Raw genomic sequence first — 23,391 nt, 5'->3', positions numbered from 1 at the left:
ATGAGCTTCGCCTGGGCAAATTCTTACGAACCGAAGAATGACTTTACCAAGTGGCTGGATGAAAAACTCCCGCTGCCACGGTTGGTCTATAATGCGGTTGGTGCCGGTTATCCGGTTCCGCGTAACCTCAACTACATGTGGAACTTCGGCGTTCTCGCCGGCTTCTTCCTCATGTTCCAGATCATCACCGGCATTGTGCTGGCGATGCACTATTCTGCGAACACAGAGGTCGCCTTTGGTCAGATTGAGCACATCATGCGCAATGTGAACTATGGCTGGTTGCTGAAATACGCCCACGCCAATGGCGCGAGCTTCTTCTTCCTCGTCATTTACCTGCACATTTTCCGCGGCTTCTATTACTCATCGTATAAAGCGCCGCGCGAGATGATCTGGCTCCTCGGGGTCGTGATCTTCCTTCTCATGATGGCCACTGCCTTCATGGGCTACGTGCTTCCATGGGGCCAGATGAGCTTCTGGGGTGCGAAGGTGATTACAGGGCTCTTCGGTGCCATTCCGTTCATCGGTGAACCGCTTCAGGTCTGGCTGGTCGGTGGCTATGCGCCGAACAACTCGACGCTGAACCGCTTCTTCTCGCTGCACTTCCTGCTGCCGTTTGTGATCCTTGGTGCGGTTATCCTGCACATCTGGGCGCTCCACATTCCGGGCTCTTCGAACCCGACCGGCGTCGAAGTGAAAGCGGAAAGCGACACGGTTCCGTTCCACCCATATTATACCGCCAAGGACGGCTGGTTCCTGGGTCTGGTTCTCTCGCTCTTTGCGGCCGTCGTGTTCTTCGCGCCAAACGCGCTGGGCCACGCTGAAAACTGGATTGAGGCAAACCCGCTTTCAACGCCTGCGCTGATCGTGCCTGAGTGGTACTTCTACCCCTTCTACGCGATCCTTCGTGCCTTCACCGGCGATCTCACCATTCCGTTCACCGGGATCGTGCTGATCGAAGCCAAGCTTCTGGGTGTCATCGCGATGTTCGGTTCGATCCTGCTGTGGTTCTTCCTGCCATGGCTCGACAAGAGCCCGGTGCGTTCGGGTTCCTATCGTCCGTTGTTCCGCATTTTCTTCTGGATCTTCGTCGTCGACATGGCTGCGCTGTTCTACCTTGGCGGTGCGAAGGCGGAAGAACCCTACATCGTGCTCTCGCAGATCGCGACCGCGTGGTACTTCCTTCACTTCCTGGTGATCCTGCCGATCATCAGCCAGATCGAAGTGCCAAAGGCCCTGCCGTTCTCGATCACGGACGCTGTTCTTGGCAAGAAAGAGCCAGCAGCACCAACCGCGGCTGAACCGGCTGAGTAACCCTTTTCACTGACCCGATAACGAGAAAGAGTTAGGTCATGACCATTCGTCTTGGAGGCATTCTTGCAGGTATCGCGATCACGGGGGTTTTGATCCTCTGGTCGCTGATGCCGGGTCTCTTCAACTACGCAAGCCCTGAAAAGCCCGACTATTACGCTTTCCAGGAGGAAAACATCGCGCCTGAGGGCGGGTTCTCCTTCGACGGTGCGTTCGGCACTTGGGACTATGCGCAGCTGCAGCGTGGCTACCAGGTTTACAAAGAGGTCTGCTCGGCCTGTCACAGCCTGAAGTTTGTCGCGTTCCGGAACCTGCAGGAGCTTGGCTATACCGAGGCCGAGGTTCGCGCAGAAGCGGCACAGTGGGAAGTTCCCGGAATCGATCCCAAGGACGGCTCGATGGTCAAGCGTCCCGGTCTTCCGACAGACATGTTCCCGTCGCCCTATGCGAACGAAGTCGAAGCGCGTGCGTTCAACAATAACGCGCTTCCGCCTGATCTCACCCTGATCACCAAGGCGCGTAAGGACGGTGTGCACTATGTCTACTCGTTGATGCAGGGCTATAACGAGCCCGATCCAGAGGATGTGGCCAAGTCACCCGACTTCGAAACGCCTCCGGGTCTGTACTTCAACGAGTACTTCTACAACATCAACATCGCCATGCCGCCGCAGCTTCTTGATGGCATCGTCACCTACTCTGACGGCACCGAAGCGACCGAAGAGCAGATGGCACAGGATATCGCTGCGTTCCTGACTTGGGCGGGCGAGCCTTCGCTGATCAAGCGCAAGCAAACCGGTTGGTTCGTGATCGGCTTCCTGCTGTTCGCAACGCTCCTTGGCTTCATGTCCTACAAAACGGTGTGGGCATCGAAAAAGGCCGAGAAGAAGAACAAGGCAGAGCTCATCTGATCGCCCTGCAATAACGATTACAAGCGCCCCGCCACCCGCATCCGGATGGCGGGGCGCTTTTGTTTTGACCCGTAGAAGCCAGGACGCTCTGATGACCTTCTCGCCCATGACCCCTGACGCGCTTAAACAGCTTGTGCGGACCGTTCCCGATTTCCCGCAAGAGGGTATCCAGTTTCGCGATATCACCACGCTCATCGGGCATGGAGAGGGGCTGGCCTCAAGCATCCATCTCCTCGCGCAGATGGCGCGGGCCAAGGGCGCACAGAAAATCGCAGGCATGGAAGCGCGCGGCTTTATCTTTGGCGCAGCTGTCGCGGTGCAATTGGGCGTGGGCTTTGTCCCGGTGCGAAAGCCGGGCAAGCTTCCGGTCGAGACGATCGGCGTTGATTACGACCTTGAATACGGCACCGACCGGTTGGAAATCGACCCCGGCGCAATCGGCAGCGGAGAGCGTGTTGTGATCGTCGATGATCTTATCGCCACCGGCGGCACTGCGCTTGCCAGCAGCCAGTTGCTCCGGCAGGCAGGCGCCGAGGTCAGCGATGCCTTATTCGTGATTGACCTGCCTGATCTTGGCGGCGCGGACCTTTTGCGCGGTGCGGGCGTTGAGGTAGGCGTATTGATGCAATTCGACGGCGAATAACGCTTCTGCTTCCTTCGCTCTGACCAGAAAGACCCGCGCCATTTCTCTAGAAACTCAAGCCATTACAATCGCCGCCGTGGGTGCCCTTGGCATCGGCGCACAGTGGGCCGCATGGCGCACCGGGTGGCCGGCTATCGTGCTCATGTTGGCGGCCGGTTTTATCGCCGGCCCGATCACCGGATTGATCGACCCCGAGACCGCCTTTGGCGAACTGCTCGACCCGATGATATCCATCGGGGTGGCGCTCATCCTGTTCGAAGGGGGCCTCAGCCTTGATCTTCGCGAGCTGAGGCATTCAGGTCGGGCAGTCTGGCGTCTGGCGACCATTGGGGTTGCTGTTGGATGGGCGCTGGGCGCGCTCGCCGGCTATTACATCGCAGGGCTGGTGTGGCCCGTTGCGGTCCTGTTTGGCGGTATTCTGATCGTGACCGGTCCCACCGTTGTGATCCCGCTTTTGCGTCAGGCGAATATCCAGCCCAGACCCAACTCGATCCTCAAATGGGAAGGTATCGTCAACGATCCCATCGGCGCCCTTTGCGCGGTGCTGGCCTATGAATACTTCCGCCGCCTCAACGAATTTCCCGATGCAAGCGTCTTTGACGTTGCGCCCCCGCTGGTCATCGCTGCGATCCTTGCAGGGCTCGTCGGCTATGCCGCGGCGCGGTTCATCGCATGGGTATTCCCGCGCGGTGCGGTCCCCGAATATCTCAAGGTCCCCGTGCTGTTCATCGCGGTGATCGGCGTGTTCGTTCTCACCAACCAGATCGAGCACGAAGCGGGGCTTGTTGCGGTCACTGTCATGGGTGTGACGCTTGCCAATAGAGACGTGTCGAGCATGCGTTCGATCCACCCGTTCAAAGAGAATATCGCGGTCATCCTTGTCTCGGGCATCTTTATCGTGCTGGCAGCATCGCTCGATTGGGAAGAATTGACCTACCTCCAGACCAGCTGGCGGCCCTGGGCATTTCTTGCCGTCCTTCTTTTTCTGGTGCGCCCGATTACCGTTCTCGTCAGCCTTCTGGGCAGCGACATCCCGTGGAACGAACGCATATTCGTCGCGTGGATCGCGCCTCGCGGGATCGTTCTCGTGGCGATTTCGGGTCTTTTTGCGCTCCGCCTCGGAGAGCTTGGCGTTGCAGGCGGGCAGATCCTGATCGGTCTGAGCTTTGCAGTCGTTGTCACCACGGTCATTGCCCACGGGTTCAGCGTGAACCTCGTTGCAAAGGCGCTGAAGGTCAAAGGCGATTCGCGCCCCGGCCTCTTGCTGATCGGCTCGAACCCGTGGACGGTCGAACTTGCTAAAGAGCTTCAGGCGGTGGGCACTCCCGTCCAGATTGTCGACCAGAGCTGGCAGCGTCTCGGGCGGGCACGGCTTGAAGGTTTGCCCAGTTACCACGGCGAAATCCTTAACGAAGCGACCGAACACAACCTTGATCTGACCCCGTTTCAGGTCCTCGTCGCTGCAACCGAGAACGAGGCGTATAACGCGCTTGTCTGCAACGAATTCGCTCATGAGATCGGCCGCGACATGGTCTATCAACTGGGTGAAAACCAGAACAGCGAGAGCCGCACGGCCCTGCCCGGCAGCATCAGGGGCCGCGCCTTGTTCGAAACCGGCTTTGGCGTCGACGAGGTCAATGAACGCGTGCGCGCCAACTGGGTCTTCAAAAAGACCAAGCTGACCGAAGAATTCACTTTCGAAGATGCACAAAAGCTTTTGCCCGAGGAAGCGAGCCTGCTTCTGATCGTGCGCGAAACCGGAACCCTGCGGTTCTTCACCCACGCCGTGCGGCCTGTCCCGCGTCCCGGAGACACGGTGATTTCCTATGTCCCGCCAAAGGCGCCAGAGCCGAACGGTTCTGAATCGAAGGCTTCCAAAGCCAAAGACCCAGAACTCAAAGCGCAAGAGAAAGCGAGCTGATGCGCCCAGTCCCTCTTACATTTTACGTCGCCATTCCTCTCCTGTTCTTGAGCGCGTGCCGAAGCGAAAGCGAAGTTCCCGCGCAGCCTGAACCGACCGCATCGGCATCGACTGGAGCGACCTCGATCCTTCGCCCCGATGTCGAAGTGCCCGAAGAAGTTATCGCGCCGGTTGAAAGCTTTGAGACGACGATCGGCTTTCCCGAAGGCGGAGGCGACCTCGATCCCAATGCAATTGATATGCTTGAAATGGTCGCGGCTTCCGAACAATTTGCGCTTTCCACGCCGATTATCCTTCGCGCCCATAGCGATAGTGCCGGCAGCGATGCGGCAAACGCGCGCGCCGCGGAGGAGCGGGGGCTGGCCGTGGCCGAATGGTTGATCGAGGCAGGCGCCGCGTCAGAGCGGATCGAGGTGATCGTCTTTGGCGAACAAAACCCGATTGAGCCCAACGCGCTGCCCGATGGCATGCCCAACGAAGCTGGCCGCGCTGCGAACCGGCGGGTTGAGATCGAGATATTGCCTCGCGCCCCTGAAGCGCAGCAAGCCACCGTGCCGCAAAACGCCGGGTCCCGCGGCACCGGTCCCAAAGGCACTGGGCCGCAAGAAGAGCCTCTAGAGCCCAGCGACGAGAGCTAGGACCTCATCGGCCAATTCCTTGCGGCAGATGAGAAGGTCGGGAAGATAGGTGTTCGCGCGGTTGTAGCGGATCGGCTTTCCATCGATGCGCGAACAATGCAGGCCATGCGCGTGTGCCACGGCGACGGGCGCGCAGCTGTCCCATTCGTATTGCCCGCCTGAGTGGAGATAAACCTCCGCTTCGCCGCGCACCACGGCCATGGCCTTTGCGCCTGCCGATCCCATGCCGACAAGCTCGCCGCCCATTGCTTCTGCCACTGCGACGGCCTCTTTTGCAGGGCGCGTGCGGCTGACGAGAAAGCGCGGTTTCGCAGCGGGCTCGGGTAATGGGCTGACCTGATCTGTGTGCAGGACGACCCCGCCATCAAGGCCGGGCAGGGCCACGGCTCCGGTGGTGGCGACCCCATCGATCGAAAGGCCAATGTGGACCGCCCAATCCTCGCGGTTTTCGCCATATTCGCGCGTGCCATCGACCGGATCGACGATCCACACCCGCGATTTTGCAAGCCGACTGGTGTCGTCCTTTTCCTCTTCGGACAAAAGCCCGTCATCGGGCCGCGCAGCGCGCAGGGCATGGACCAGAAACTCGTTCGCGGTTTCATCGCCCGCATTGCCCAGCGCCTTGCCCTCGAACACGCCGCTATCGCGCACTTCAAGCAAGATGCGTCCGGCGATTCTGGCCAGATGCGCGGCGAGTTCTGCGTCGTTCATGCCGTTTCCTCAGAGTGGCCAGTTACGGGTTTCGCGGGGTCGCTTAAACCCCAGGACACATTGCTCCAAGCCCGTTCATGGAAATAATAGAGCACCATTTTGGTCAGCACCTCGCTTAACGCAATCGCGCCAGCGGCTTTGAAGGACTGAGTGAACAGCCAGCTCAGGACAAATGTGTCGAGGCTGCCCAGCACGCGCCAACTGACCGCTTTGGCAAAAGAGCGGCTGTGAGCTTCGCGCCCATTGAAAAGGAACATTGCGTTTTCCTACCCGGAGTTACTTCAACGGCAGAATTTGAGCGATGATGTATTCGGCAGCCTCGAGAGGCGTCATATCCACCGTGTTCACGCGGATTTCCGGATCTTCGGGCGCTTCATAAGGGCTGTCGATCCCGGTGAAGTTCTGAAGCTCGCCGCTACGCGCCTTTTTATAAAGCCCTTTGACATCGCGGCTTTCCGCAACCTCGAGAGGCGTATCGACGAAAATCTCGATAAATTCGCCCTCGGGGATCATCTCGCGCACCATCTGACGCTCTGCGCGGAAAGGCGAGATGAAAGCGGTGAGAACGATCAATCCTGCATCGGCCATAAGCCGGGCAACTTCACCAATGCGGCGGATATTCTCAATCCGGTCGGTCTCGGTAAAGCCCAGATCCTTGTTGAGGCCGTGGCGCACATTGTCCCCGTCAAGAAGGAAGGTGTGCCGGTTCATAAGGGCAAGCTGTTTTTCGACCTCATTGGCGATTGTCGATTTGCCAGAGCCAGAAAGCCCGGTGAACCACAGGACACGCGGCTTCTGGTTCTTGAGGCTAGCGTGATCGTCGCGGGTGATGGTGGTCGCCTGCCAATGCACATTTTGCGCACGGCGCAGGCTGAATTCGATCATCCCGGCGGCAACGGTCGCATTGGTGAATTTGTCGATCAGGATGAAACCGCCCAGCCCCTTGCTTTGAGAATAGGGCTCGAACACGATCGGCTTGTCGGTGGCAAATTCGGCAACGCCGATGGAGTTCAGCTCCAGCGTCTTGGCCGCCAGATGATCGAGGCTGTTAACGTCGATTTCGTATTTTGGCGGCTGAACGGTCGCAGTCACCGTCTGACTGCCGATTTTGAGCCAGTATCCCCGGCCCGGCTTCATCGCGGTTTCGTCCATCCACACAAGCGTGGAGGAAAACTGGTCCGAGGCCTCTGGCGGGTTATCGCCAGCCGCGATCACATCGCCGCGGCTGCAATCGACCTCGTCTGCAAGGGTCAGCGTCACCGATTGGCCAGCCACCGCCTCGCTCAGGTCACCATCGAAGGTTGCGATGCATTTGACCGCGCTGGTTTTGCCCGAAGGCACCACGCGCACCGTATCGCCGGGTTTCACCGTACCGCTGGCGATCTGGCCTGCGAACCCGCGGAAGTCGAGGTTCGGGCGGTTCACCCATTGCACCGGCATCCTGAAAGAGGCTTCCTGCGCAACGGTGCTGGAAAGCTCGACGCTCTCAAGATGGTCGATCAGTGAAGGGCCATCGTACCAGGGGGTGTTGGCAGAGGGCGACGAGGTGATGTTATCGCCCTTGAAACCCGAGATGGGGATAGGGGTGAACGCCTCGATCCCGACCTCTTTGGCAAAGTCAGTGTAATCGGCGAGGATCGCGTCAAACGTCTCTTGCGAGTAATCGACAAGGTCCATCTTGTTGACCGCGAGAACCACGTGTTTGATGCCAAGCAAGTGCACGAGGAAGGAGTGCCGCCGTGTTTGCTGCAGCACGCCTTTGCGCGCATCGACAAGGATCACGGCCAAGTCAGCAGTGGACGCGCCCGTCACCATATTGCGGGTGTATTGTTCGTGTCCCGGCGTATCGGCGACGATGAACTTGCGCTTTTCAGTTGTGAAAAAGCGATAGGCGACGTCAATGGTGATGCCCTGTTCCCGTTCAGCGGCGAGGCCATCGACGAGCAGCGCAAAGTCAATCTCTTCGCCTTGCGTCCCGTGGCGCGCGCTGTCGGCTTCGAGGCTTGCCAGCTGATCTTCGAAGATCATCTTGGAATCGTACAAAAGCCGCCCGATCAGGGTCGATTTGCCGTCATCCACGCTGCCGCAGGTGATGAAGCGCAAGAGGCTCTTGTTCTGGTGCCCTTCGAGATAGGCGTCGATGTCTTCGGCGATCAGCGCATCGGTTTCATAAGCGGGGTGGTTCTTTTCCATCAGAAATAGCCCTCCTGCTTTTTCTTCTCCATGCCGGCACCGCCTGCATCTTTGTCGATCACGCGGCCCTGACGCTCGCTGGTGGAGGTGAGCAGTGTTTCCTGCACCACTTCGGAAAGGGTCGACGCGGTGCTTTCAACCGCGCCTGTCAGCGGGAAACAGCCCAGCGTGCGGAAACGCACCGATTTCATGGTGATCTCCGGCTTTTTGCCCATCACCCGTTCGAGCCGGTCGATATCGTCTGCCATAAACAGGCCGCCCTCCCATTCGAACGTAGGGCGCTCCGCCGCGAAATAAAGCGGCACGATTTCGATGTTTTCGGCCATGATATATTGCCAGATGTCGAGTTCGGTCCAATTCGACAGAGGGAAGACGCGGATGCTCTCGCCCTTGTTTTTTCTGGCGTTGTAGAGGTTCCAAAGCTCGGGGCGCTGGTCTTTCGGGTTCCAGCTGTGGGAGGAGGTGCGGAAAGAGAACACGCGCTCTTTTGCGCGGCTCTTTTCCTCATCACGGCGCGCCCCGCCAAAGGCTGCGTCAAAACCATAGTGGTCAAGCGCCTGTTTCAACCCTTGGGTCTTCCACATATCGGTGTGCAGCGGGCCATGATCGAACGGGTTGATGCCGCGCTCCTCGGCCTCTTCGTTGTGCCACACCAGCAGCTTCATGCCGATCTTTTCCGCCATGCTATCGCGCAGGGCATACATGTCCTGAAACTTCCACGTTGTATCCACATGGAGCAGCGGGAAGGGCGGAGGCGCGGGGTAGAATGCCTTGCGGGCGAGGTGCAGCATCACTGCGCTATCCTTGCCCACCGAATACAGCATGACCGGATTTTCAGCCTCGGCCACCACTTCGCGAAGGATGTGGATGCTCTCGGCCTCGAGCCTTTGAAGGTGCGTGAGTAACGTCATGCAAGCGCCACTAAGGCGTAAGGCCCGCAAAGCGAAACTAGAAAAGCTATTTGTGATGAAAATTTTGGAGCGGGTAAGGGGAATCGAACCCCTCTAGCCAGCTTGGAAGGCTGGAGCATTACCACTATGCTATACCCGCTCGTCAGCTAGGCGCGCCCATTGCCACTAAATCAGCGCGCTCGTCAAGCAACTTGAGCCGTCGCCTCGGCCCGGTTTGCGCGCACCGATGACCAGAACGCAAGGCCGATGAGCACAGCGCCAATCAGCCCGGTGATGACCTCCGGAATATGCGCGAAGGTGTTGATGTACATGATCACCGCGAGCGCCAGAATCGCGTAGAACGCGCCGTGTTCGAGGTAGCGATATTCGCTCATCGTGCCCTTGCGCACGAGGAAAATGGTCATCGAACGCACAAACATCGCGCCAATGCCAAGGCCGATAGCGATGATGATGAGGTTATTGGTGAGCGCAAAGGCCCCGATCACTCCGTCAAAGGAGAAACTTGCATCGAGGACTTCGAGATAAAGGAACGCGCCAAACCCGGCCTTGGCGACATCGCCTGAAGACGGGGTGGGTGGTTCAAGCACGTGGTTGACGATCTCGACGGCGAGATAGGTCAAAAGCCCGCCAATCGCCGCAATGATAAAGGTCAGCGCGTCCGCGTCCGCCAGCATGGTCGAAGTTGCCCAGGTCCCTGCAAGAACAAGGCCGATGGAGATCGCTTCGATATCGGCAACCTTTGCCAGGGGACGCTCGATCACGTGGATCCAGTCGTGGTCCTTCTCTGAGTCGAAGAAGAATTTGAGCCCCACCATGCCAAGAAATGCACCGCCAAATCCCATCAGGCCGATATGCGCATCGCTGACGATGCGCTGGTATTCGGCAGGGTCGCTTAGCGCCAGACGCACCGCGTCCACGGGGCCAAGCGAGGCCGCGACCATCACGATCACGATCGGGAATACCACCCGCATTCCGAACACCGCAATCGCAATGCCCCATGTGAGGAAGCGTTGCTGCCAGACCGGGTCCATGTCTTTGAGGATCGAGGCGTTGACGGCGGCATTGTCGAAAGAAAGCGAGACTTCGAGCACTGCAAGCACCGCGCAGATCCAGAGGATCGAAAGCGTGCCCTCAAGAGTGCCGGACATCGTCCAGCCATACCATCCGCCCAGCGCCATGCAGATGGCGGTGAAGAGGAAAGAGCCCCAGAAGTGCTTCAGCATCGCGGTGTAAGTCCTTCGTCGCCGGTCACGCGGAAACGGCCATGTTGTCGATCAAGCGGGTGGTGCCAATGCGCGCGGCAACCAGCAGCCTCGCAGGCGATCGCGTTAGGCGCTCCAGTGGCGCAAGGGAAGCGCTATCGGCAAGAACGGCGTAGTCGATGCTGGCAAATCCGGCCTGCAACAATTCCCCTTCGAGCGCGGCAAGGGCCGGGGCCACCGGCTGCCCGTCCTCGATCCGTGCAATCGCCGCTTTCATCGATTGCGGCAGGGTGGTGGCTGCGGCGCGGTCGCCTTCGGACAGGTAGCGATTGCGGCTCGACATGGCGAGGCCATCGCTCTCGCGCACGGTGGGCACACCGATGATGGAGTGCACATGGGGGCGCGTGAGATCGAGATCGCGGGCCATCGCGCGAATAACGGCGAGCTGTTGAAAATCTTTCTCGCCGAAAAAGGCCATGTCGGGCGCGACCTGATTGAACAGCTTGTTCACGACCGTTGCAACGCCGTCGAAATGGCCGGGCCGCGCCGCGCCGCACAGCCCCTCGCTCACCCCGCTGACCGAAATGCTGGTCACGAAATTCTCCGGGCCGTCCGGATACATTTCGCCCGGTTCCGGCGCCCAAAGGAGCGCGCAGCCTTCGGCCTCCAGCATTGCGGCATCTTCGGCCAGCTGGCGCGGGTAGGCATCGAGGTCCTCATTGGGGCCAAACTGCGTCGGGTTTACGAAGATCGAGGCGACAACACCGTCACATTCCTCGCGTGCACGGCGGACCAGGGTCAGATGCCCTTCGTGCAGCGCGCCCATCGTCGGCACCAGGCCAATACGCGCGCCATTTTCGCGAAGCCTAGCGACACTTGTTCTCAACATTTCGAGCGTGGTTGCAGTTTGCACCTCTGGCTCCCCTCGGATAACACTTGGGCCGCGATAGACCGGGGCGCTGCGTTTTCACAAGCTCCCCTTACGCAATGGGTCAACATTCGAAGCCGGTGGGCGTGGCGCACCGGCCCAACGCACAGGATAGTTTCTATGGGCGGCGCGCCTGCAAAACACGGCACACACCGGATTGTTTTTGCCAATGAGAAAGGCGGAACCGGCAAGTCGACGACGGCTGTGCACGTCGCGGTAGCCCTGTCCTATCAGGGCGCGCGGGTGACCATGCTCGACCTCGATCCGCGCCAGCGCACATCGCACCGTTATATGGAAAACCGTTTCCACACGATGCAGCGGCGCGGGCTGGAACTTCCGACGCCGGCCTGCGAAGTGTTCAAGGGCCGCAGCGCAGAGGCGCTTGGCATCAAGATCGACAAACTTGAACACGACTGCGATTTTTTAATCATCGACAATCCGGGCCGCGATGATCCTCTGGCGCGCGCAGCGGTCGAGCAGGCCGACACTCTGGTCACCCCCATGAACGACAGTTTCGTCGATTTTGACCTCATCGGACAGGTCGATCCGGAAAACTTCAAGGTGAAAAAGCTGTCCTTTTTCGCCGAGCTTATCTGGGAGGCGCGCATGAAGAGAAGCCGCGCCACCGCGAGCGGCGAGCGACCCGAAATGGACTGGATCGTGGTGCGCAATCGCACCGGCCACACCGAGGCGCGCAACATGGCGCGGATCAACAAGGCGCTTACCGAAATGGCGAAGCGGGTAGGCTTTCGGGTGACCCACGGCTTGTCAGAGCGGGTGATCTACCGCGAGCTTTTCCCATCGGGACTTACCCTCCTCGACAAGGGGCATCTGGGCGAACTTGGCACCAGCCACCTGGTCGCGCGCCAGGAGCTGCGGTCCCTCGTGATGGCTTTGCAGCTACCCGATATGACAAGCGGTAAAAACGGGGCCAAGCCTTCGATGGAGGCTGCATGACGTCATGCTGAAATTTGCCGTCATCCTCGTGCTTGTCGCGGTGCTGTTCCGCTGGGCCATCGGCAAATGGCCTTGGGAAATGCTCTCGGGCCCGCAATCGCGCCAGAAATCCCAGGCACAAAAACTGGCAGAGGCGCGCAGACATCTGGACGTAACGCGCAAGGCGACCCGCGAGGAAATAATAAGCGCGCACAAAAAGCTTATCGCACAGGTTCATCCCGATCGCGGCGGGTCGAGCACCAAGGTGCACGATGCCAATGACGCGCGCGATATCCTGCTGGCCGATCTGGGGGCCGGGGATAGCGAGCAATCTGGCAAAGAGCCGCCAGCCTGAAACACGTGCTAACTTGAAACAGTGGCCTGCCTGAACACCGGCCAGCCTGAACACCGGCCTGCCCAAATGGCTTGACCGCCTTAATCACCAAATTGGCACCAATCTTTGCAAGCATTGCAAGGGATTGGCTGCTAAGCATAGCTGAGTAGCCACCTGTCAATCACTCTCGAATTGAGGCCCGACTTCTCATGTCACATACTTTTGATCCCACTGTCCTTCGCGAATACGACATCCGCGGCATTATTGGCGAAACACTGGGAGTGGACGACGCGCGCGCAATTGGCCGTTCGTTCGGGACCCTGCTTCGCCGCGCAGAAGAAGAGGCCGGCATCGCAGGAGCGCCAAAAGTCGCGGTGGGTTACGATGGACGGGTCAGCTCACCCATGCTCGAACACGCTCTGGTCGAAGGGCTGACGGCCAGCGGTTGCGATGTGGTCACGGTCGGCATGGGCGCGACCCCGATGTTGTATTACGCCGAAGCTTCAAGCGAAGAGGTGAAAGGCGGCATTCAGATAACTGGCAGCCACAATCCCCCCAATTACAACGGCTTCAAGATGGTATTTCAGGGGCGACCGTTTTTTGGTGCCGATATCCAGCGGCTCGGCACGATGGCGGCGGCCGGGGACTGGGCCGAAGGGGCGGGAGAAGTCTCGTCCCGCGACATCCTTGGCGAGTATGTCGAGCGCATGCTCGAAGGACTTGCCGGAATTGACGAGAGCAAACTCGGCGGCCTGAAGGTCGGCTGGGACGCAGGGAACGGAGCGGCCGGACCTGCTCTCGAAGCGTTGGCGGCGCGATTGCCGGGTGAACACCATTTGCTGTTTACTGAAGTTGACGGTCATTTTCCAAATCACCACCCTGATCCAACGGTTGAGGAAAATCTGGTGGATTTGCGCAAGCTTGTCGCGGAGAAGAACCTCGATTTTGGAGTGGCCTTTGACGGCGACGGTGACCGGATCGGCGCGATTGACGGTGAAGGCCGGGTGATCTGGGGCGATCAGCTGCTCATGATCTACGCCGAAGACGTTCTGAAAACCCATCAAGGTCAAACGATTATCGCCGATGTGAAGGCGAGCCGCGCGCTGTTCGACCACGTGGCAAAGTGCGGCGGAAAACCGCTGATGTGGAAGACGGGCCACTCGCTCATTAAATCCAAAATGAAGGAGACGGGCTCGCCTCTCGCTGGCGAAATGAGCGGGCACGTATTTTTCGCCGATACCTATTACGGCTTTGACGATGCGCTTTATGCCGGCGTTCGCCTGCTTGCCGCCTCGGCGCGGTTGGGCAAATCGGTGACCGAGCTTCGCGGGGCCATTCCCGATATGCTCAACACGCCGGAAATGCGTTTCCAAGTGGACGAAGCGCGCAAATTCCCTGCGATGGCCGAAATCACTGAGCGGCTTACCACCGATCCCGGCGATGGCGTCGAAGAGGTCAATGCAACCGACGGCGTGCGCGTGAATACCGCCGATGGCTGGTGGCTGCTGCGCGCCTCGAACACACAGGATGTGCTGGTCGCGCGCGCGGAAAGCGATACGAAAGAAGGCCTCGAACGCCTGATCGCGCAGATCGACGAGCAACTCTCGCTTTCGGGTCTGGAACGCGGCGAGAGTGTCGGGCATTAATCGTCAAACGATTGCATTGAGGATTAGAGACATGAAACGTTTCCTACTTGCCGCCGCATCGGGCCTCTCGCTCATTGCTGCCCCTGCGCCCGCGCTTGCTCAAGGATCGGGTGAGCCAAGCGCGCAGCAGCTTGAAGCGATGGGCGACATGTTCGCAGGAATGTTCGCTTCCGAACCCCTGACCGACGAACAAGAGGCGCGGCTGCCCGCTGCAAAAGCGTTGATCGACGTGATGATGCCCGAAGGCTTTTATGCCGACATGATGGGCGAAATGATGTCGAGCACCATGATGCCTTTACTCGATATGATGAGCGGTCCCGGCGCCGCCGACATGGTGATCGGAAGCCGTCTCCTGGTCGAACCGGAAGTGACGGCTGCACTCTCACAGGAGGAGAAAGCCGACCTCGCCCTATTGCTCGATCCCGCCTTCAGTGAGCGCGGCACCATCATACAGGACGTTATGGGCGACATCATGTTCGAGGCCGCAGTCCTGATCGAGCCCGGCTTCAAGGAAGGGATGGCCAAAGCCTATGCGATCCGCTTCGACGATGCGCAGCTTGCCGATATTGCCGCCTTCTTCGAAACGCCGACGGGCAAGCTCTACGCTCAGGAAAACATCAAGCTGATGGCTGATCCGCAAGTCATGTCGGCAAGCATGCAGGCGATGCCGCAGATGATGCAGCAATTCGGCGATATGGGCGCCCAGATCGAAGCGGCGATGGCCGCGCTCCCGCCGGAGCGTAACGTCGCAGACTTGAGCCCCGAAGAGCGCAGCCGCATGGCGCAGCTTCTGGGCGTGGATGCAGCCTCGCTTGAAGATGTGGTTTCACCACGTGTCGAAAGCGATCCTCAAGGCGAGTGACAGCACCCTCAGTCCCTTCCGAAATCCAGTCGTGGTTTGACGCGCGCGGGTGGCGTATTCGCCGCCACCAGCTGGATATGCTCACAAAGGCGCGCGAAGGGCGCGATGCGCTGCTTGTGGCGGATACAGGCGCGGGCAAGACGCTTGCGGGCTTTCTGCCCACCTTGTGCGATTTTGCGCCCTCCGGGGGCGAGCCGCCCGAAGATGGCCTCCACACGCTCTACGTCTCTCCGCTCAAAGCGCTCGCTCACGATGTGAAGCGCAATTTGCTCACCCCGATCGAGGAGATCGGCCTTCCCATCAGGGTCGAGACGCGCTCTGGCGATACGTCGTCTGATCGCAAGAAACGCCAACGCGAAAAGCCGCCCCACGTGCTGCTGACAACGCCGGAGAGCCTGTCGCTGCTTCTGTCTTACCCGGAGAGCATGGAGCTTTTCCGCACGCTGAAACGCGTGGTGATCGACGAGGTGCACGCCTTTGCGACGGGCAAGCGCGGCGACCTTCTCGCGCTGGCGCTGGCGCGGTTGCAGCGCCTCGCACCCGATATGCAGCGGGTGGCATTGTCGGCAACGCTCGCCAACCCGCTCAGCTTTCAGGAGTGGCTTACAGCCCAGCCTGCTGATGATACAGGCGAAATCCAGAAGGCCGACCTTGTTCTGGGCGAAGACGGTGCCGAGCCCGAGGTTGATATCCTTCTGCCCATCGAAGAGCGCGTTCCCTGGGGCGGGCACGCAGGTCGCTGGGCGGTGGGTCAGTTGATGGAGGCGATTGCCGCCAATCGCACCACGCTGGTCTTCACCAATACGCGATTTCTGGCCGAGTTCATTTTCCAGTGCCTGTGGGAGGTGAACGAGGACAATCTGCCGATCGGGGTCCATCACGGCAGCCTTTCAAAAGAGGCGCGGCGCCGCGTTGAGGATGCAATGGCGGCAGGCGAATTGCGCGCTCTGGTGTGCACCGCAAGCCTCGATCTGGGGGTCGATTGGGGCGATATTGATCTGGTCGTGCAGATGGGCGCGCCCAAGGGTTCTTCGCGGCTTTTGCAGCGAATCGGGCGCGCAGGCCACCGTCTCGATACGCCAAGCCGCGCGGTCCTGGTGCCCGGGAACCGGTTTGAATTCCTCGAAGCCATGGCGGCAAAAGACGCGGTCGACGAAGGGATGCGCGACGGCGAGGAATTTCGCGCCGGCGGGCTTGATGTGCTCGCCCAGCACGTGATGGCCTGCGCCTGCGCGGCGCCCTTTCACGAGGACGATCTGCTTGCCGAAATCCGCTCGTCCATGGCCTATGCGTGGCTCGACAAGGCGACATTTGAGCGGGTGCTGCATTTTGTCGAGAGCGGCGGCTACGCACTCAAGGCCTATGACAAGTTCAAGCGGATCGTGCGCGATAAAGCGGGCGTATGGCGGCTTTCCCACCCCAATCAGGCGCAGCGCCACCGGATGAACGCCGGCATCATTGTCGATAGTGAAATGCTCCAGGTGCGCTTCAAGAACGGGCGGCAGCTTGGCAAGGTGGAAGAGCGGTTTGCCGCGCAATTGTCCGCCGGAGACACCTTCTTCTTTGCGGGAATGAGCCTTGAGGTGGAGAGCGTCAAGGACATGGATGTGATTGTGCGCGCGGCGAAGACATCGGCGACGATCCCTTCCTATGGCGGCTTGCGCCTACCGCTCACCAGCCATCTGGCAACGCGGGTGCAGGCCATGCTGGACGATCGCGCGGGCTGGGGGCGCTTTCCCGATGATGTGCGCGAATGGCTCGAGGTGCAGGATTATCGCAGCCGCCTGCCAAAGCCCGGCGAATTGCTGGTCGAAAGCTTCCCGCACGGGGGCAAGCACTACACCGTCTATTACACCTTCGAGGGGTGGAATGCGAACCAGTCGCTCGGCATGCTGATCACTCGGCGGATGGAGAGCCTGGGGCTGATGCCTGCCGGATTTGTGGCGAATGACTACACTTTGGCGGTGTGGGGGCTGAAACCCGTGACCGACCCCAAGCCGCTGTTGTCGCCTGATATTCTGACAGAGGAATTCACCGACTGGGTGACCGAGAGCCACCTATTGCGCCGGGCTTTTCGCGAAGTGGCGGTTATCAGCGGCCTGATCGAACGCCAGCATCCGGGCAAGCGCAAGACGGGCAAGCAAGTCACCTTCTCGACCGACCTCATCTACGATGTGCTCAAGAAATATGAGCCTGACCACGTGCTGTTAGAGGCCGCCTGGGCCGATGCGCGCGCGCGGATGACAGATGTGGGGCGGCTTGCGGATTTGCTAGAGCGTTCGCAGCATGAGCTGGTGCATGTGGAGCTTGAGCGGGTTTCGCCCCTCGCGGTGCCGGTGATGACGATGATCGGGCGCGAGGCCGTGCCACAAGGCGCTGTCGATGACGAGCTGCTGATCGAGGCGGAGAGCCTTGTGGGTGAAGCTATGCGGATCGATCCGCCCCTTGAGGGGGATTAAGCTTGTTTCTCTTTGCGAAAGCGCATCCGCGCCTTCGTCCTCGCTAGACGGCCTTCGCATTCGCTACGGCCCCCCTGCGGGCGGGGGGGCGCTCTTGCGACGCCTGCGGCGTCGTTCTGGCTCTATATATCAATGAAGTCGCGGAGCACGGTTTCGCCAGAAACCGCAAAGCACGACCGTGCGCCCGCAGGTGCCCCGCAGCGCAGCGGAGGGAACAGCACCGAGGACGAAGGCGCGGATACGCCTTTCAAAGACAAACACCCCCCACAACAAAAAAGGCGCCGCGGTTTCCCGCAGCGCCCTTTGTCAGAGCCGAGGCTCTAAAGCTTATTCCTTGCCGAAAACGCGGTATTTCTCGTTTCCGACAAAGCCGAACTTGGTCACGCCTGATGTCTTGATCGTTTGCAGCACCTTGGCTGAAAGATCGTAGCTGGCGAGTGCTTCAGGCTCGAATTGCAGCTCAGGCTCAACCGCCATCTGCGTGCTCTCAGCGAGAAGCGTGCGCAGCTGACCTTGTGTGATGGTTTCACCATTCCACAGGATCTGGTTTGCAGCCGTCAGAACGAGCTTGTTCTTCACCGGGTCAAGAATGACATCGCTCGGCGGTGTCTCACCTGATGGAAGATCGATGTCGACCGAGTGGGTCGCCACCGGAATGGTGATGATGAACATAATCAGCAGAACGAGCAAAACGTCGATCAGCGGGGTCATGTTCATGTCGATCATCGGTTCGCCGTCGAGTTTACCTCCAGCCATACCCATGTCAGTTTCTCCTTATTCTAGCCGTTAGCCGTTTGGATCGACAGGATTGGAAATGAACCCAACCGTCGGATAGCCAGCAGCTTGAACGTTGTAGATAGCCCCTGCGACGCAGCGCCATGGAGCGTTCTTGTCGGCACGGATGTGGACCTGCGGGATCTTTTCAGGATCATTCATGATCGCTTCGACACCGCCGGCAGCCTGAACAATCTTGTCGAGGCGTTCGAACGCCGCGTTGTAGAGTTCTTCAGAAGTCATCGGTGTGATGTTGTTGAAATAGACCCGGCATTCGCCAGAGCGTGTTGCACCTTGGAAGCCGGTGCGGATCGGACCCGCTGTGTTACCGGCTGCGTCGGTGGTGCTGACGGTGAGCTGGAGGTTTTCAACCTTATTCTTCGACTCGCGTGATTCGAAGATAGGGATCTCCAGCCGTTCAATCGTCTGGATCGCGACCGGAACCGCGATCAGGAAGATGATCAGGAGAACCAGCATCACGTCCACGAGTGGCGTCGTGTTGATGTCGGACATTGGGGTATCGCCCCCGCCTCCCGTCGAAATCGCCATTGTGAATTCCTTACTTGCTCAAAGAGGAGCGTTGGTCTTGCCGGGGCGGAAGCTTTGCCGGCCTGGGGCCTATCGGGCGTCCGACCCGTCGAGGTGCCGCCGGTCTTGCAGGGTTACTGCGCGACCGGCGGCAAGACGATTACTTCTTGACCGATGCGCTTGCACCGCCAGCCGTGGTGGCTGGCTTCTTGGCAGCTGCTGCCGCGGTTGCTGGCTTCTTGCCGGCTGGTGCTGCTGCACCAGTGGTTGGCTTGATAGCGCCGTTCGAGCCGATGTAGGCGACGATGTTGTTCGAGAAGTCGGTCATCAGAGCGTCGATGCGGCGGTTGCGCGACTGGAGCCAGTTAAACGCAAGCACAGCAGGCACAGCCACGAGAAGGCCGATAGCGGTCATGATGAGCGCCTCACCAACCGGACCTGCAACCTTGTCGATCGATGCCGAACCTTCGATGCCGATGTTGATCAGAGCGCGGTAAATACCGATCACGGTGCCGAGCAGACCAATAAACGGTGCGGTAGCGCCGACCGATGCGAGGAAGGAAAGACCGCCAGACAGAGCCTGGTTGATGGTGTTTTGCGAGTGGGCAAGCTCTTCTTCGACGAAGTGAACTTCTTGTCCTGCACCTTCCATTTTGCCGTGGTGATCCTGTGCGGTCACAGCATCGTCGGCAAGCTGGCGCCATGCCGAGTTCTTGTCGAGCTTGGTAGCGCCTTCACGAAGCGAACCTGCACGCCAGAACGCGCCTTGGACGTTCTTGTACTGACGCATCACTTTGGCTTGTTCGAAATACTTGGTGAACAGGATGTAGAACGAGCCAACTGACATGATGATCATGACAGCAAGGATCGACCAGGCGACGGGGCCGCCTTCTTCCATGGCCTTCCAGAAGCCGAACTCGTTGACGGGTGCTTCAGTGTCGGCAGCCGCCGCAGCAAGATAGTAAAGGTTCATTGCGAGTAATCCTCTTGAGAAAATTTCCGTAAGCCCTGGCGAGATTGTCCCCTCCGCCAGCACATGCGGTATTTGGTTAGTTCAATCGATAAGTGATCCGGGTCGAGAATGCGCCCGTTGTCGGGTTGCCAGCGTCATCGAGCGCTGGATTGAAGCGACCATAGCGCTCCACACCCTTACAGGCTGCCTCATCGAGAATGCCCGAGCCGCTTGACGACGTGACCTGACAGCCGGTTGCACGGCCGTCTGCGGTTACCGTCACGCGGACACCGACAGTGCCCTCGATTTCCTCACGCAGGGCGCGTGATGGATAGTTCTCTTGGATCCGGCCAGCCCAGCGGTTTTGACCGCGCGGGCTTGCACCACGTGCCTGAGAAGGCGGCGGTGGTGGCGCAACAGGAGCCGGAGGTGGAATCACCAGAACCGGAGGCGCAGGCGGCGGTGGCGTCGGCTGCGTCTGAATTGGTGGGGGTGCCGGCGCGATCACGATCGGCGGCGGCGGTGCTACCGGCGGAGGTGGCGGTGCATTCTCCGGCGGTGGTGGTACCTCGTCGGGTTCTTCCGGCGGGGGTGGTGGTTCCTCAATATCAACCGTCGTAACGCGCTCGATCGCTTGGACCGCCTTACTAATCGTCAGACCCATTGCCATACCCACAAGGGCAAGAGCAACAAACCCTACGGCGAAGATGAGCCCGACCATTTTTGCTGGCGTCAGCTTATTTGATTGGTCAGCGTAGGACATGCAGTCGCTTTCACTCCATACTCAATGTCGAACCGGGGAGTTCGACACACAATTTTCACATCAGGGCCAAACCAAGATATCGTCGAATTGCAACCAAGGCGGCCAAACAACGCACTCAACCAGACCCGGGCTGTGACTCCCAGAATCTTGAACTTCCGATTGGTCAGATTTCTCTCACACGACGCCCGTCAACCCGGCAAAGCGCTCGCGAAATTTCGTCCCAATCGACTGCACGCAACAAGTCCATTATGGACCAGAAACGAAACAGCGCTCTCCACGTGCTGACTTTGTCCCCAACCTCAACACGAACCATGTCCATTAACGAGCAACACCTAGGCAATCAAACGCTTTATCCATTCAGGGGTGATTCATTGCGATAGGTTTGCAATAAGAAGACCCGCAAAAGCTTGCGGATAAAGCACATGAGGAAACCCGATGGTTTGGCGCGTTAACACAAATTTAACATTTAACTTCAGCAGGCTAGCTGTGATTGCAAGCGCTGTGGCAGGCCTTGGGTTAACGGCTGCGCCTGCCTATTCCCAAACCCCTGTCCCAGAAATGGCCAATCCCGCAGACAGGGCCACTTATGCCGATTTGGTCGCTCTTGCGGAACGTTCTGACATGGTTATCCGCGCCCAGATTCGCCGCCAGATCCGCTTGAAACCCGAAAGAGCGCCCGGTCTGGAGCCCGGATTTGCAAGGCTCTATATGGAAGCGCAGACCGTTTCGCTGATCGCCGGCTCGGCGGCAGTGGGCGAATCGCTGGCGTTTCTCGTCGATGTGCCGCTGGACGCCAAGGGAAAGCCACAGAAGTACAAGAAGCGCGAAGTGCTGCTGTTTGCAGACCGGGTCGAGGGCGATCGCGGCTCTGTGCGGTTGACCGGAAAGCAGGCAATGTTCGATTACACCCCCGCCTTTGAAGCGAGGCTGCGCCCGATCCTGACCGAACTTGCCTCTGGCGATGTGCCGCCGATGGTCGAGGGGATTGGCGATGCGCTTTCGGTGCCCGGCACGCTCGTGGGCGAATCGGAAACGCAGATCTTCGTGAAGACCACGGATCGCTCGCCCGTTTCCATCACTGTGCTGCGCCGACCCGGACAGCCGCCTCAGTGGGGCGTGTCTTGGGGGGAAATCATCGATTCGGCGGCGCGCGCGCCCCGGCCCCAGACGCTGCGCTGGTATCGTCTTGCGTGCTCTTTGCCCGACCGCCTGCCTTCAAGCGCCAACCTTGCGCGCGACCCGGCAGCGCGGCGGTTGGCAGAGGAGGACTATCGCTATGTGCGCGAACAGCTTGGCCCGTGCCCCAGAGCGATAACCACTGCGATAACCGCACCGCCCCAGATGTAAGGGCGTGCAATCTCTCTTGACGTGAGAGTGATGACCCCTAAGCGGGTGCGCCTTATTGGGATCATCACACACTCGGGAGCACTCCTTGGGCATCACTGCATCATCTTCTCGCCCTTTGCGCATCGGCCTTGCGGGCCTTGGAACCGTGGGCGCGGGCGTCATCCGCCTGCTGGAATCCAACGGCGATCTGATCACCGGCCGTGCAGGACGCCCGATTGAAGTGACCGCAGTAAGCGCACGCGAACGGGGCAAGGATCGCGGCGTCGATATCAGCGGCTTTGCGTGGGAAGACGATATGACCGCACTTGCCGCGCGCGATGATGTCGACGTTGTGGTCGAACTGGTCGGGGGTTCGGATGGCCCCGCGCTCACCCTGTCACGCGCAGCGTTTAACGGCGGCAAAAGCCTTGTCACCGCGAACAAGGCGATGGTCGCCCATCACGGTATGGAGCTTGCCCGCGCAGCCGAATCAGGCGGCCTTGCGCTCAAATTCGAAGCGGCGGTGGCCGGCGGCATTCCCGTGGTCAAAGGGCTTCGCGAAGGCGCAAGCGCCAATGAACTGACGCGCGTTTACGGCATCCTCAACGGCACCTGCAATTACATCCTCACCACGATGGAGGCGAGCGGCGCAGACTTTGCCGAAACCCTCGCCGAGGCGCAGGCGCTTGGCTATGCCGAAGCCGATCCGACCTTCGATATCGAAGGCGTTGACGCAGCGCACAAGCTTGCGATCCTTGCCACTATCGGGTTCGGGGTCGAGCTGGATTTTGCCAATGTCGATACCGTCGGCATCGTACAGGTGCGCGCCGCCGACATTGCCCAGGCCGATGCGCTTGGCTTTGTCATCCGCCTGATTGGCGAAGCCGACGTTCAGCAGGATGCAGACGGGCCAAGGCTGCTTCAACGTGTGCGCCCGTGCCTTGTCGCAAAAGATCACCCGCTTGCGCCCGTCGATGGTCCGACCAACGCCGTGGTGGCAGAGGGCAATTACGTAGGCCGCCTGTTGTTTCAGGGCGCAGGTGCTGGCGATGGTCCGACGGCAAGCGCGGTTGTGGCCGACCTTATTGATATTGCGCGCGGTGATGTGGGCGCGCCGTTTTCAGCGCCTGTGGATGCTCTAACGAAGCTTTCGCCTGCCGAGCCTGGTGGCCGCATGGGCCGTGCATACCTTCGCTTTACCGTCAATGATCGCCCCGGCGTTCTGGCCGAGATTACGGCTGCCATGCGCGATGCCGATGTCTCGATTGAAAGCCTTATTCAACTGGGCCTGCAGAAGGCGGGCGGGGCAAGCGATGACAGCGAAGTGCTGGTCGCGATGGTCACGCATGAAGGGCCAGAGGCCAATGTAGTGAAAGCGATCGCGCTGCTTGAGGGTTCAGACAGCCTGACAGGTGAGCCGCTGGTTCTGCCGATTATGGCTTGAGCCG

22 protein-coding genes and 1 tRNA gene are annotated in these 23,391 nt (G+C 59.7%); 12 read left to right on the top strand and 11 right to left on the bottom strand.

Annotation, left to right across the window (positions count from 1 at the left end; genetic code table 11):
* The 5 genes from MWU38_RS06135 (at position 1) to MWU38_RS06115 (ending at position 5,418) form a co-directional block, all read left to right on the top strand.
* Positions 1-1,311: a cytochrome b/b6 gene (locus tag MWU38_RS06135; RefSeq protein WP_247270928.1), complete on the top strand. Its 1,311-nt coding sequence runs from the start codon at positions 1-3 to the stop codon at positions 1,309-1,311.
* 38 nt (positions 1,312-1,349) lie between these two features.
* On the top strand, positions 1,350-2,216 hold the full coding sequence (locus MWU38_RS06130) for a cytochrome c1 (RefSeq protein ID WP_247270927.1): 867 nt from the start codon (positions 1,350-1,352) through the stop codon (positions 2,214-2,216).
* Between the two features lie 106 nt (positions 2,217-2,322).
* Entirely contained in the window at positions 2,323-2,859 is a 537-nt protein-coding gene (locus tag MWU38_RS06125) for an adenine phosphoribosyltransferase (protein WP_247271254.1), read from the top strand.
* A 76-nt stretch (positions 2,860-2,935) separates the two neighbouring features.
* Positions 2,936-4,780, top strand: a complete 1,845-nt coding sequence (locus MWU38_RS06120; RefSeq protein ID WP_247270926.1) for a sodium:proton antiporter — start codon at positions 2,936-2,938, stop codon at positions 4,778-4,780.
* Positions 4,780-5,418 carry an OmpA family protein gene (locus MWU38_RS06115; protein ID WP_247270925.1) on the top strand — a complete coding sequence of 213 codons (639 nt, stop codon included), beginning with the start codon at positions 4,780-4,782 and terminating at the stop codon, positions 5,416-5,418. Before MWU38_RS06120 ends, MWU38_RS06115 begins: the two co-directional genes overlap by 1 nt.
* Here the strand turns inward: MWU38_RS06115 and MWU38_RS06110 are convergent.
* The 7 genes from MWU38_RS06110 to panC all read right to left on the bottom strand — a co-directional run bounded on the left by MWU38_RS06110 (position 5,395) and on the right by panC (position 11,348).
* Positions 5,395-6,129, bottom strand: coding sequence for a 3'(2'),5'-bisphosphate nucleotidase CysQ (locus MWU38_RS06110; RefSeq protein WP_247270924.1), 735 nt, complete (start codon positions 6,127-6,129; stop codon positions 5,395-5,397). The genes MWU38_RS06115 and MWU38_RS06110 overlap by 24 nt on opposite strands.
* Positions 6,126-6,386: a DUF2061 domain-containing protein gene (locus MWU38_RS06105; protein ID WP_247270923.1), complete on the bottom strand. Its 261-nt coding sequence runs from the start codon at positions 6,384-6,386 to the stop codon at positions 6,126-6,128. Before MWU38_RS06105 ends, MWU38_RS06110 begins: the two co-directional genes overlap by 4 nt.
* Positions 6,387-6,405: 19 nt before the next feature.
* Positions 6,406-8,322, bottom strand: coding sequence for a sulfate adenylyltransferase subunit CysN (gene cysN, locus MWU38_RS06100; protein ID WP_247270922.1), 1,917 nt, complete (start codon positions 8,320-8,322; stop codon positions 6,406-6,408).
* The gene (cysD, locus tag MWU38_RS06095) at positions 8,322-9,233 is read right to left on the bottom strand and encodes a sulfate adenylyltransferase subunit CysD (RefSeq protein WP_247270921.1); all 912 of its coding nucleotides are present in this window, start codon (positions 9,231-9,233) and stop codon (positions 8,322-8,324) included. Before cysD ends, cysN begins: the two co-directional genes overlap by 1 nt.
* Before the next feature lie 65 nt (positions 9,234-9,298).
* A tRNA-Gly gene (locus tag MWU38_RS06090) sits at positions 9,299-9,372 on the bottom strand.
* Positions 9,373-9,415: 43 nt separating this feature from the next.
* Entirely contained in the window at positions 9,416-10,456 is a 1,041-nt protein-coding gene (locus MWU38_RS06085; RefSeq protein ID WP_247270920.1) for a DUF475 domain-containing protein, read from the bottom strand.
* Between the two features lie 25 nt (positions 10,457-10,481).
* Positions 10,482-11,348: a pantoate--beta-alanine ligase gene (gene panC / locus MWU38_RS06080; RefSeq protein ID WP_247270919.1), complete on the bottom strand. Its 867-nt coding sequence runs from the start codon at positions 11,346-11,348 to the stop codon at positions 10,482-10,484.
* A gap of 135 nt (positions 11,349-11,483) precedes the next feature.
* Between panC and MWU38_RS06075 the strand changes: the two genes are divergently transcribed.
* The 5 genes from MWU38_RS06075 (at position 11,484) to MWU38_RS06055 (ending at position 17,600) form a co-directional block, all read left to right on the top strand.
* Positions 11,484-12,320 (top strand): division plane positioning ATPase MipZ, encoded by an 837-nt coding sequence (locus tag MWU38_RS06075; protein ID WP_247270918.1) that lies wholly within the window; start codon positions 11,484-11,486, stop codon positions 12,318-12,320.
* 4 nt (positions 12,321-12,324) lie between these two features.
* Positions 12,325-12,654: a molecular chaperone DnaJ gene (locus MWU38_RS06070; protein WP_247270917.1), complete on the top strand. Its 330-nt coding sequence runs from the start codon at positions 12,325-12,327 to the stop codon at positions 12,652-12,654.
* A gap of 188 nt (positions 12,655-12,842) precedes the next feature.
* Positions 12,843-14,279: a phosphomannomutase/phosphoglucomutase gene (locus tag MWU38_RS06065; RefSeq protein ID WP_247270916.1), complete on the top strand. Its 1,437-nt coding sequence runs from the start codon at positions 12,843-12,845 to the stop codon at positions 14,277-14,279.
* A 31-nt stretch (positions 14,280-14,310) separates the two neighbouring features.
* The gene (locus MWU38_RS06060; RefSeq protein WP_247270915.1) at positions 14,311-15,141 is read left to right on the top strand and encodes a DUF2059 domain-containing protein; all 831 of its coding nucleotides are present in this window, start codon (positions 14,311-14,313) and stop codon (positions 15,139-15,141) included.
* Positions 15,138-17,600, top strand: a complete 2,463-nt coding sequence (locus MWU38_RS06055) for a ligase-associated DNA damage response DEXH box helicase (RefSeq protein WP_247270914.1) — start codon at positions 15,138-15,140, stop codon at positions 17,598-17,600. The genes MWU38_RS06060 and MWU38_RS06055 overlap by 4 nt, the downstream gene beginning before the upstream one ends.
* A 327-nt stretch (positions 17,601-17,927) precedes the next feature.
* Here the strand turns inward: MWU38_RS06055 and MWU38_RS06050 are convergent, their stop codons facing one another.
* The 4 genes from MWU38_RS06050 to MWU38_RS06035 all read right to left on the bottom strand — a co-directional run bounded on the left by MWU38_RS06050 (position 17,928) and on the right by MWU38_RS06035 (position 20,617).
* Positions 17,928-18,362, bottom strand: a complete 435-nt coding sequence (locus MWU38_RS06050; protein ID WP_247270913.1) for a biopolymer transporter ExbD — start codon at positions 18,360-18,362, stop codon at positions 17,928-17,930.
* 24 nt (positions 18,363-18,386) lie between these two features.
* Complete coding sequence (locus MWU38_RS06045) at positions 18,387-18,923, bottom strand: biopolymer transporter ExbD (RefSeq protein WP_247270912.1); 537 nt, start codon at positions 18,921-18,923, stop codon at positions 18,387-18,389.
* Between the two features lie 139 nt (positions 18,924-19,062).
* Positions 19,063-19,875, bottom strand: a complete 813-nt coding sequence (locus MWU38_RS06040; RefSeq protein ID WP_247270911.1) for a MotA/TolQ/ExbB proton channel family protein — start codon at positions 19,873-19,875, stop codon at positions 19,063-19,065.
* Positions 19,876-19,951: 76 nt separating this feature from the next.
* Positions 19,952-20,617, bottom strand: a complete 666-nt coding sequence (locus MWU38_RS06035) for an energy transducer TonB (protein WP_247270910.1) — start codon at positions 20,615-20,617, stop codon at positions 19,952-19,954.
* A 558-nt stretch (positions 20,618-21,175) separates the two neighbouring features.
* Here MWU38_RS06035 and MWU38_RS06030 point away from each other — a divergent pair.
* Together MWU38_RS06030 and MWU38_RS06025 are read left to right on the top strand one after the other, a co-directional pair.
* Complete coding sequence (locus MWU38_RS06030) at positions 21,176-21,964, top strand: hypothetical protein (RefSeq protein WP_247270909.1); 789 nt, start codon at positions 21,176-21,178, stop codon at positions 21,962-21,964.
* A gap of 85 nt (positions 21,965-22,049) precedes the next feature.
* Entirely contained in the window at positions 22,050-23,387 is a 1,338-nt protein-coding gene (locus MWU38_RS06025; protein WP_247270908.1) for a homoserine dehydrogenase, read from the top strand.
* Positions 23,388-23,391: the final 4 nt, after the last annotated feature.

It is taken from the genome of Qipengyuania sp. S6317L1 (genome assembly GCF_023015615.1).
GTDB lineage: Bacteria > Pseudomonadota > Alphaproteobacteria > Sphingomonadales > Sphingomonadaceae > Erythrobacter.
The sequence above is the reverse complement of the archived record's forward strand: the minus strand, read 5'-3'. Positions and strand labels throughout refer to the sequence as shown.

What these genes read in the sequence shown, in the direction of transcription:
- MWU38_RS06040 (WP_247270911.1), bottom strand. Translation starts at nt 19,875, where the DNA reads ATGAACCTTTACTATCTTGCTGCGGCGGCTGCCGACACTGAAGCACCC.
- MWU38_RS06085 (WP_247270920.1), bottom strand. Translation starts at nt 10,456, where the DNA reads ATGCTGAAGCACTTCTGGGGCTCTTTCCTCTTCACCGCCATCTGCATG.
- MWU38_RS06105 (WP_247270923.1), bottom strand. Translation starts at nt 6,386, where the DNA reads ATGTTCCTTTTCAATGGGCGCGAAGCTCACAGCCGCTCTTTTGCCAAA.
- MWU38_RS06070 (WP_247270917.1), top strand. Translation starts at nt 12,325, where the DNA reads ATGCTGAAATTTGCCGTCATCCTCGTGCTTGTCGCGGTGCTGTTCCGC.
- MWU38_RS06060 (WP_247270915.1), top strand. Translation starts at nt 14,311, where the DNA reads ATGAAACGTTTCCTACTTGCCGCCGCATCGGGCCTCTCGCTCATTGCT.
- MWU38_RS06050 (WP_247270913.1), bottom strand. Translation starts at nt 18,362, where the DNA reads ATGGGTATGGCTGGAGGTAAACTCGACGGCGAACCGATGATCGACATG.
- MWU38_RS06110 (WP_247270924.1), bottom strand. Translation starts at nt 6,129, where the DNA reads ATGAACGACGCAGAACTCGCCGCGCATCTGGCCAGAATCGCCGGACGC.
- cysD (WP_247270921.1), bottom strand. Translation starts at nt 9,233, where the DNA reads ATGACGTTACTCACGCACCTTCAAAGGCTCGAGGCCGAGAGCATCCAC.
- MWU38_RS06035 (WP_247270910.1), bottom strand. Translation starts at nt 20,617, where the DNA reads ATGTCCTACGCTGACCAATCAAATAAGCTGACGCCAGCAAAAATGGTC.
- MWU38_RS06075 (WP_247270918.1), top strand. Translation starts at nt 11,484, where the DNA reads ATGGGCGGCGCGCCTGCAAAACACGGCACACACCGGATTGTTTTTGCC.
- MWU38_RS06115 (WP_247270925.1), top strand. Translation starts at nt 4,780, where the DNA reads ATGCGCCCAGTCCCTCTTACATTTTACGTCGCCATTCCTCTCCTGTTC.
- MWU38_RS06125 (WP_247271254.1), top strand. Translation starts at nt 2,323, where the DNA reads ATGACCCCTGACGCGCTTAAACAGCTTGTGCGGACCGTTCCCGATTTC.
- MWU38_RS06065 (WP_247270916.1), top strand. Translation starts at nt 12,843, where the DNA reads ATGTCACATACTTTTGATCCCACTGTCCTTCGCGAATACGACATCCGC.
- MWU38_RS06130 (WP_247270927.1), top strand. Translation starts at nt 1,350, where the DNA reads ATGACCATTCGTCTTGGAGGCATTCTTGCAGGTATCGCGATCACGGGG.
- MWU38_RS06045 (WP_247270912.1), bottom strand. Translation starts at nt 18,923, where the DNA reads ATGGCGATTTCGACGGGAGGCGGGGGCGATACCCCAATGTCCGACATC.
- cysN (WP_247270922.1), bottom strand. Translation starts at nt 8,322, where the DNA reads ATGGAAAAGAACCACCCCGCTTATGAAACCGATGCGCTGATCGCCGAA.
- MWU38_RS06030 (WP_247270909.1), top strand. Translation starts at nt 21,176, where the DNA reads ATGGCCAATCCCGCAGACAGGGCCACTTATGCCGATTTGGTCGCTCTT.
- MWU38_RS06135 (WP_247270928.1), top strand. Translation starts at nt 1, where the DNA reads ATGAGCTTCGCCTGGGCAAATTCTTACGAACCGAAGAATGACTTTACC.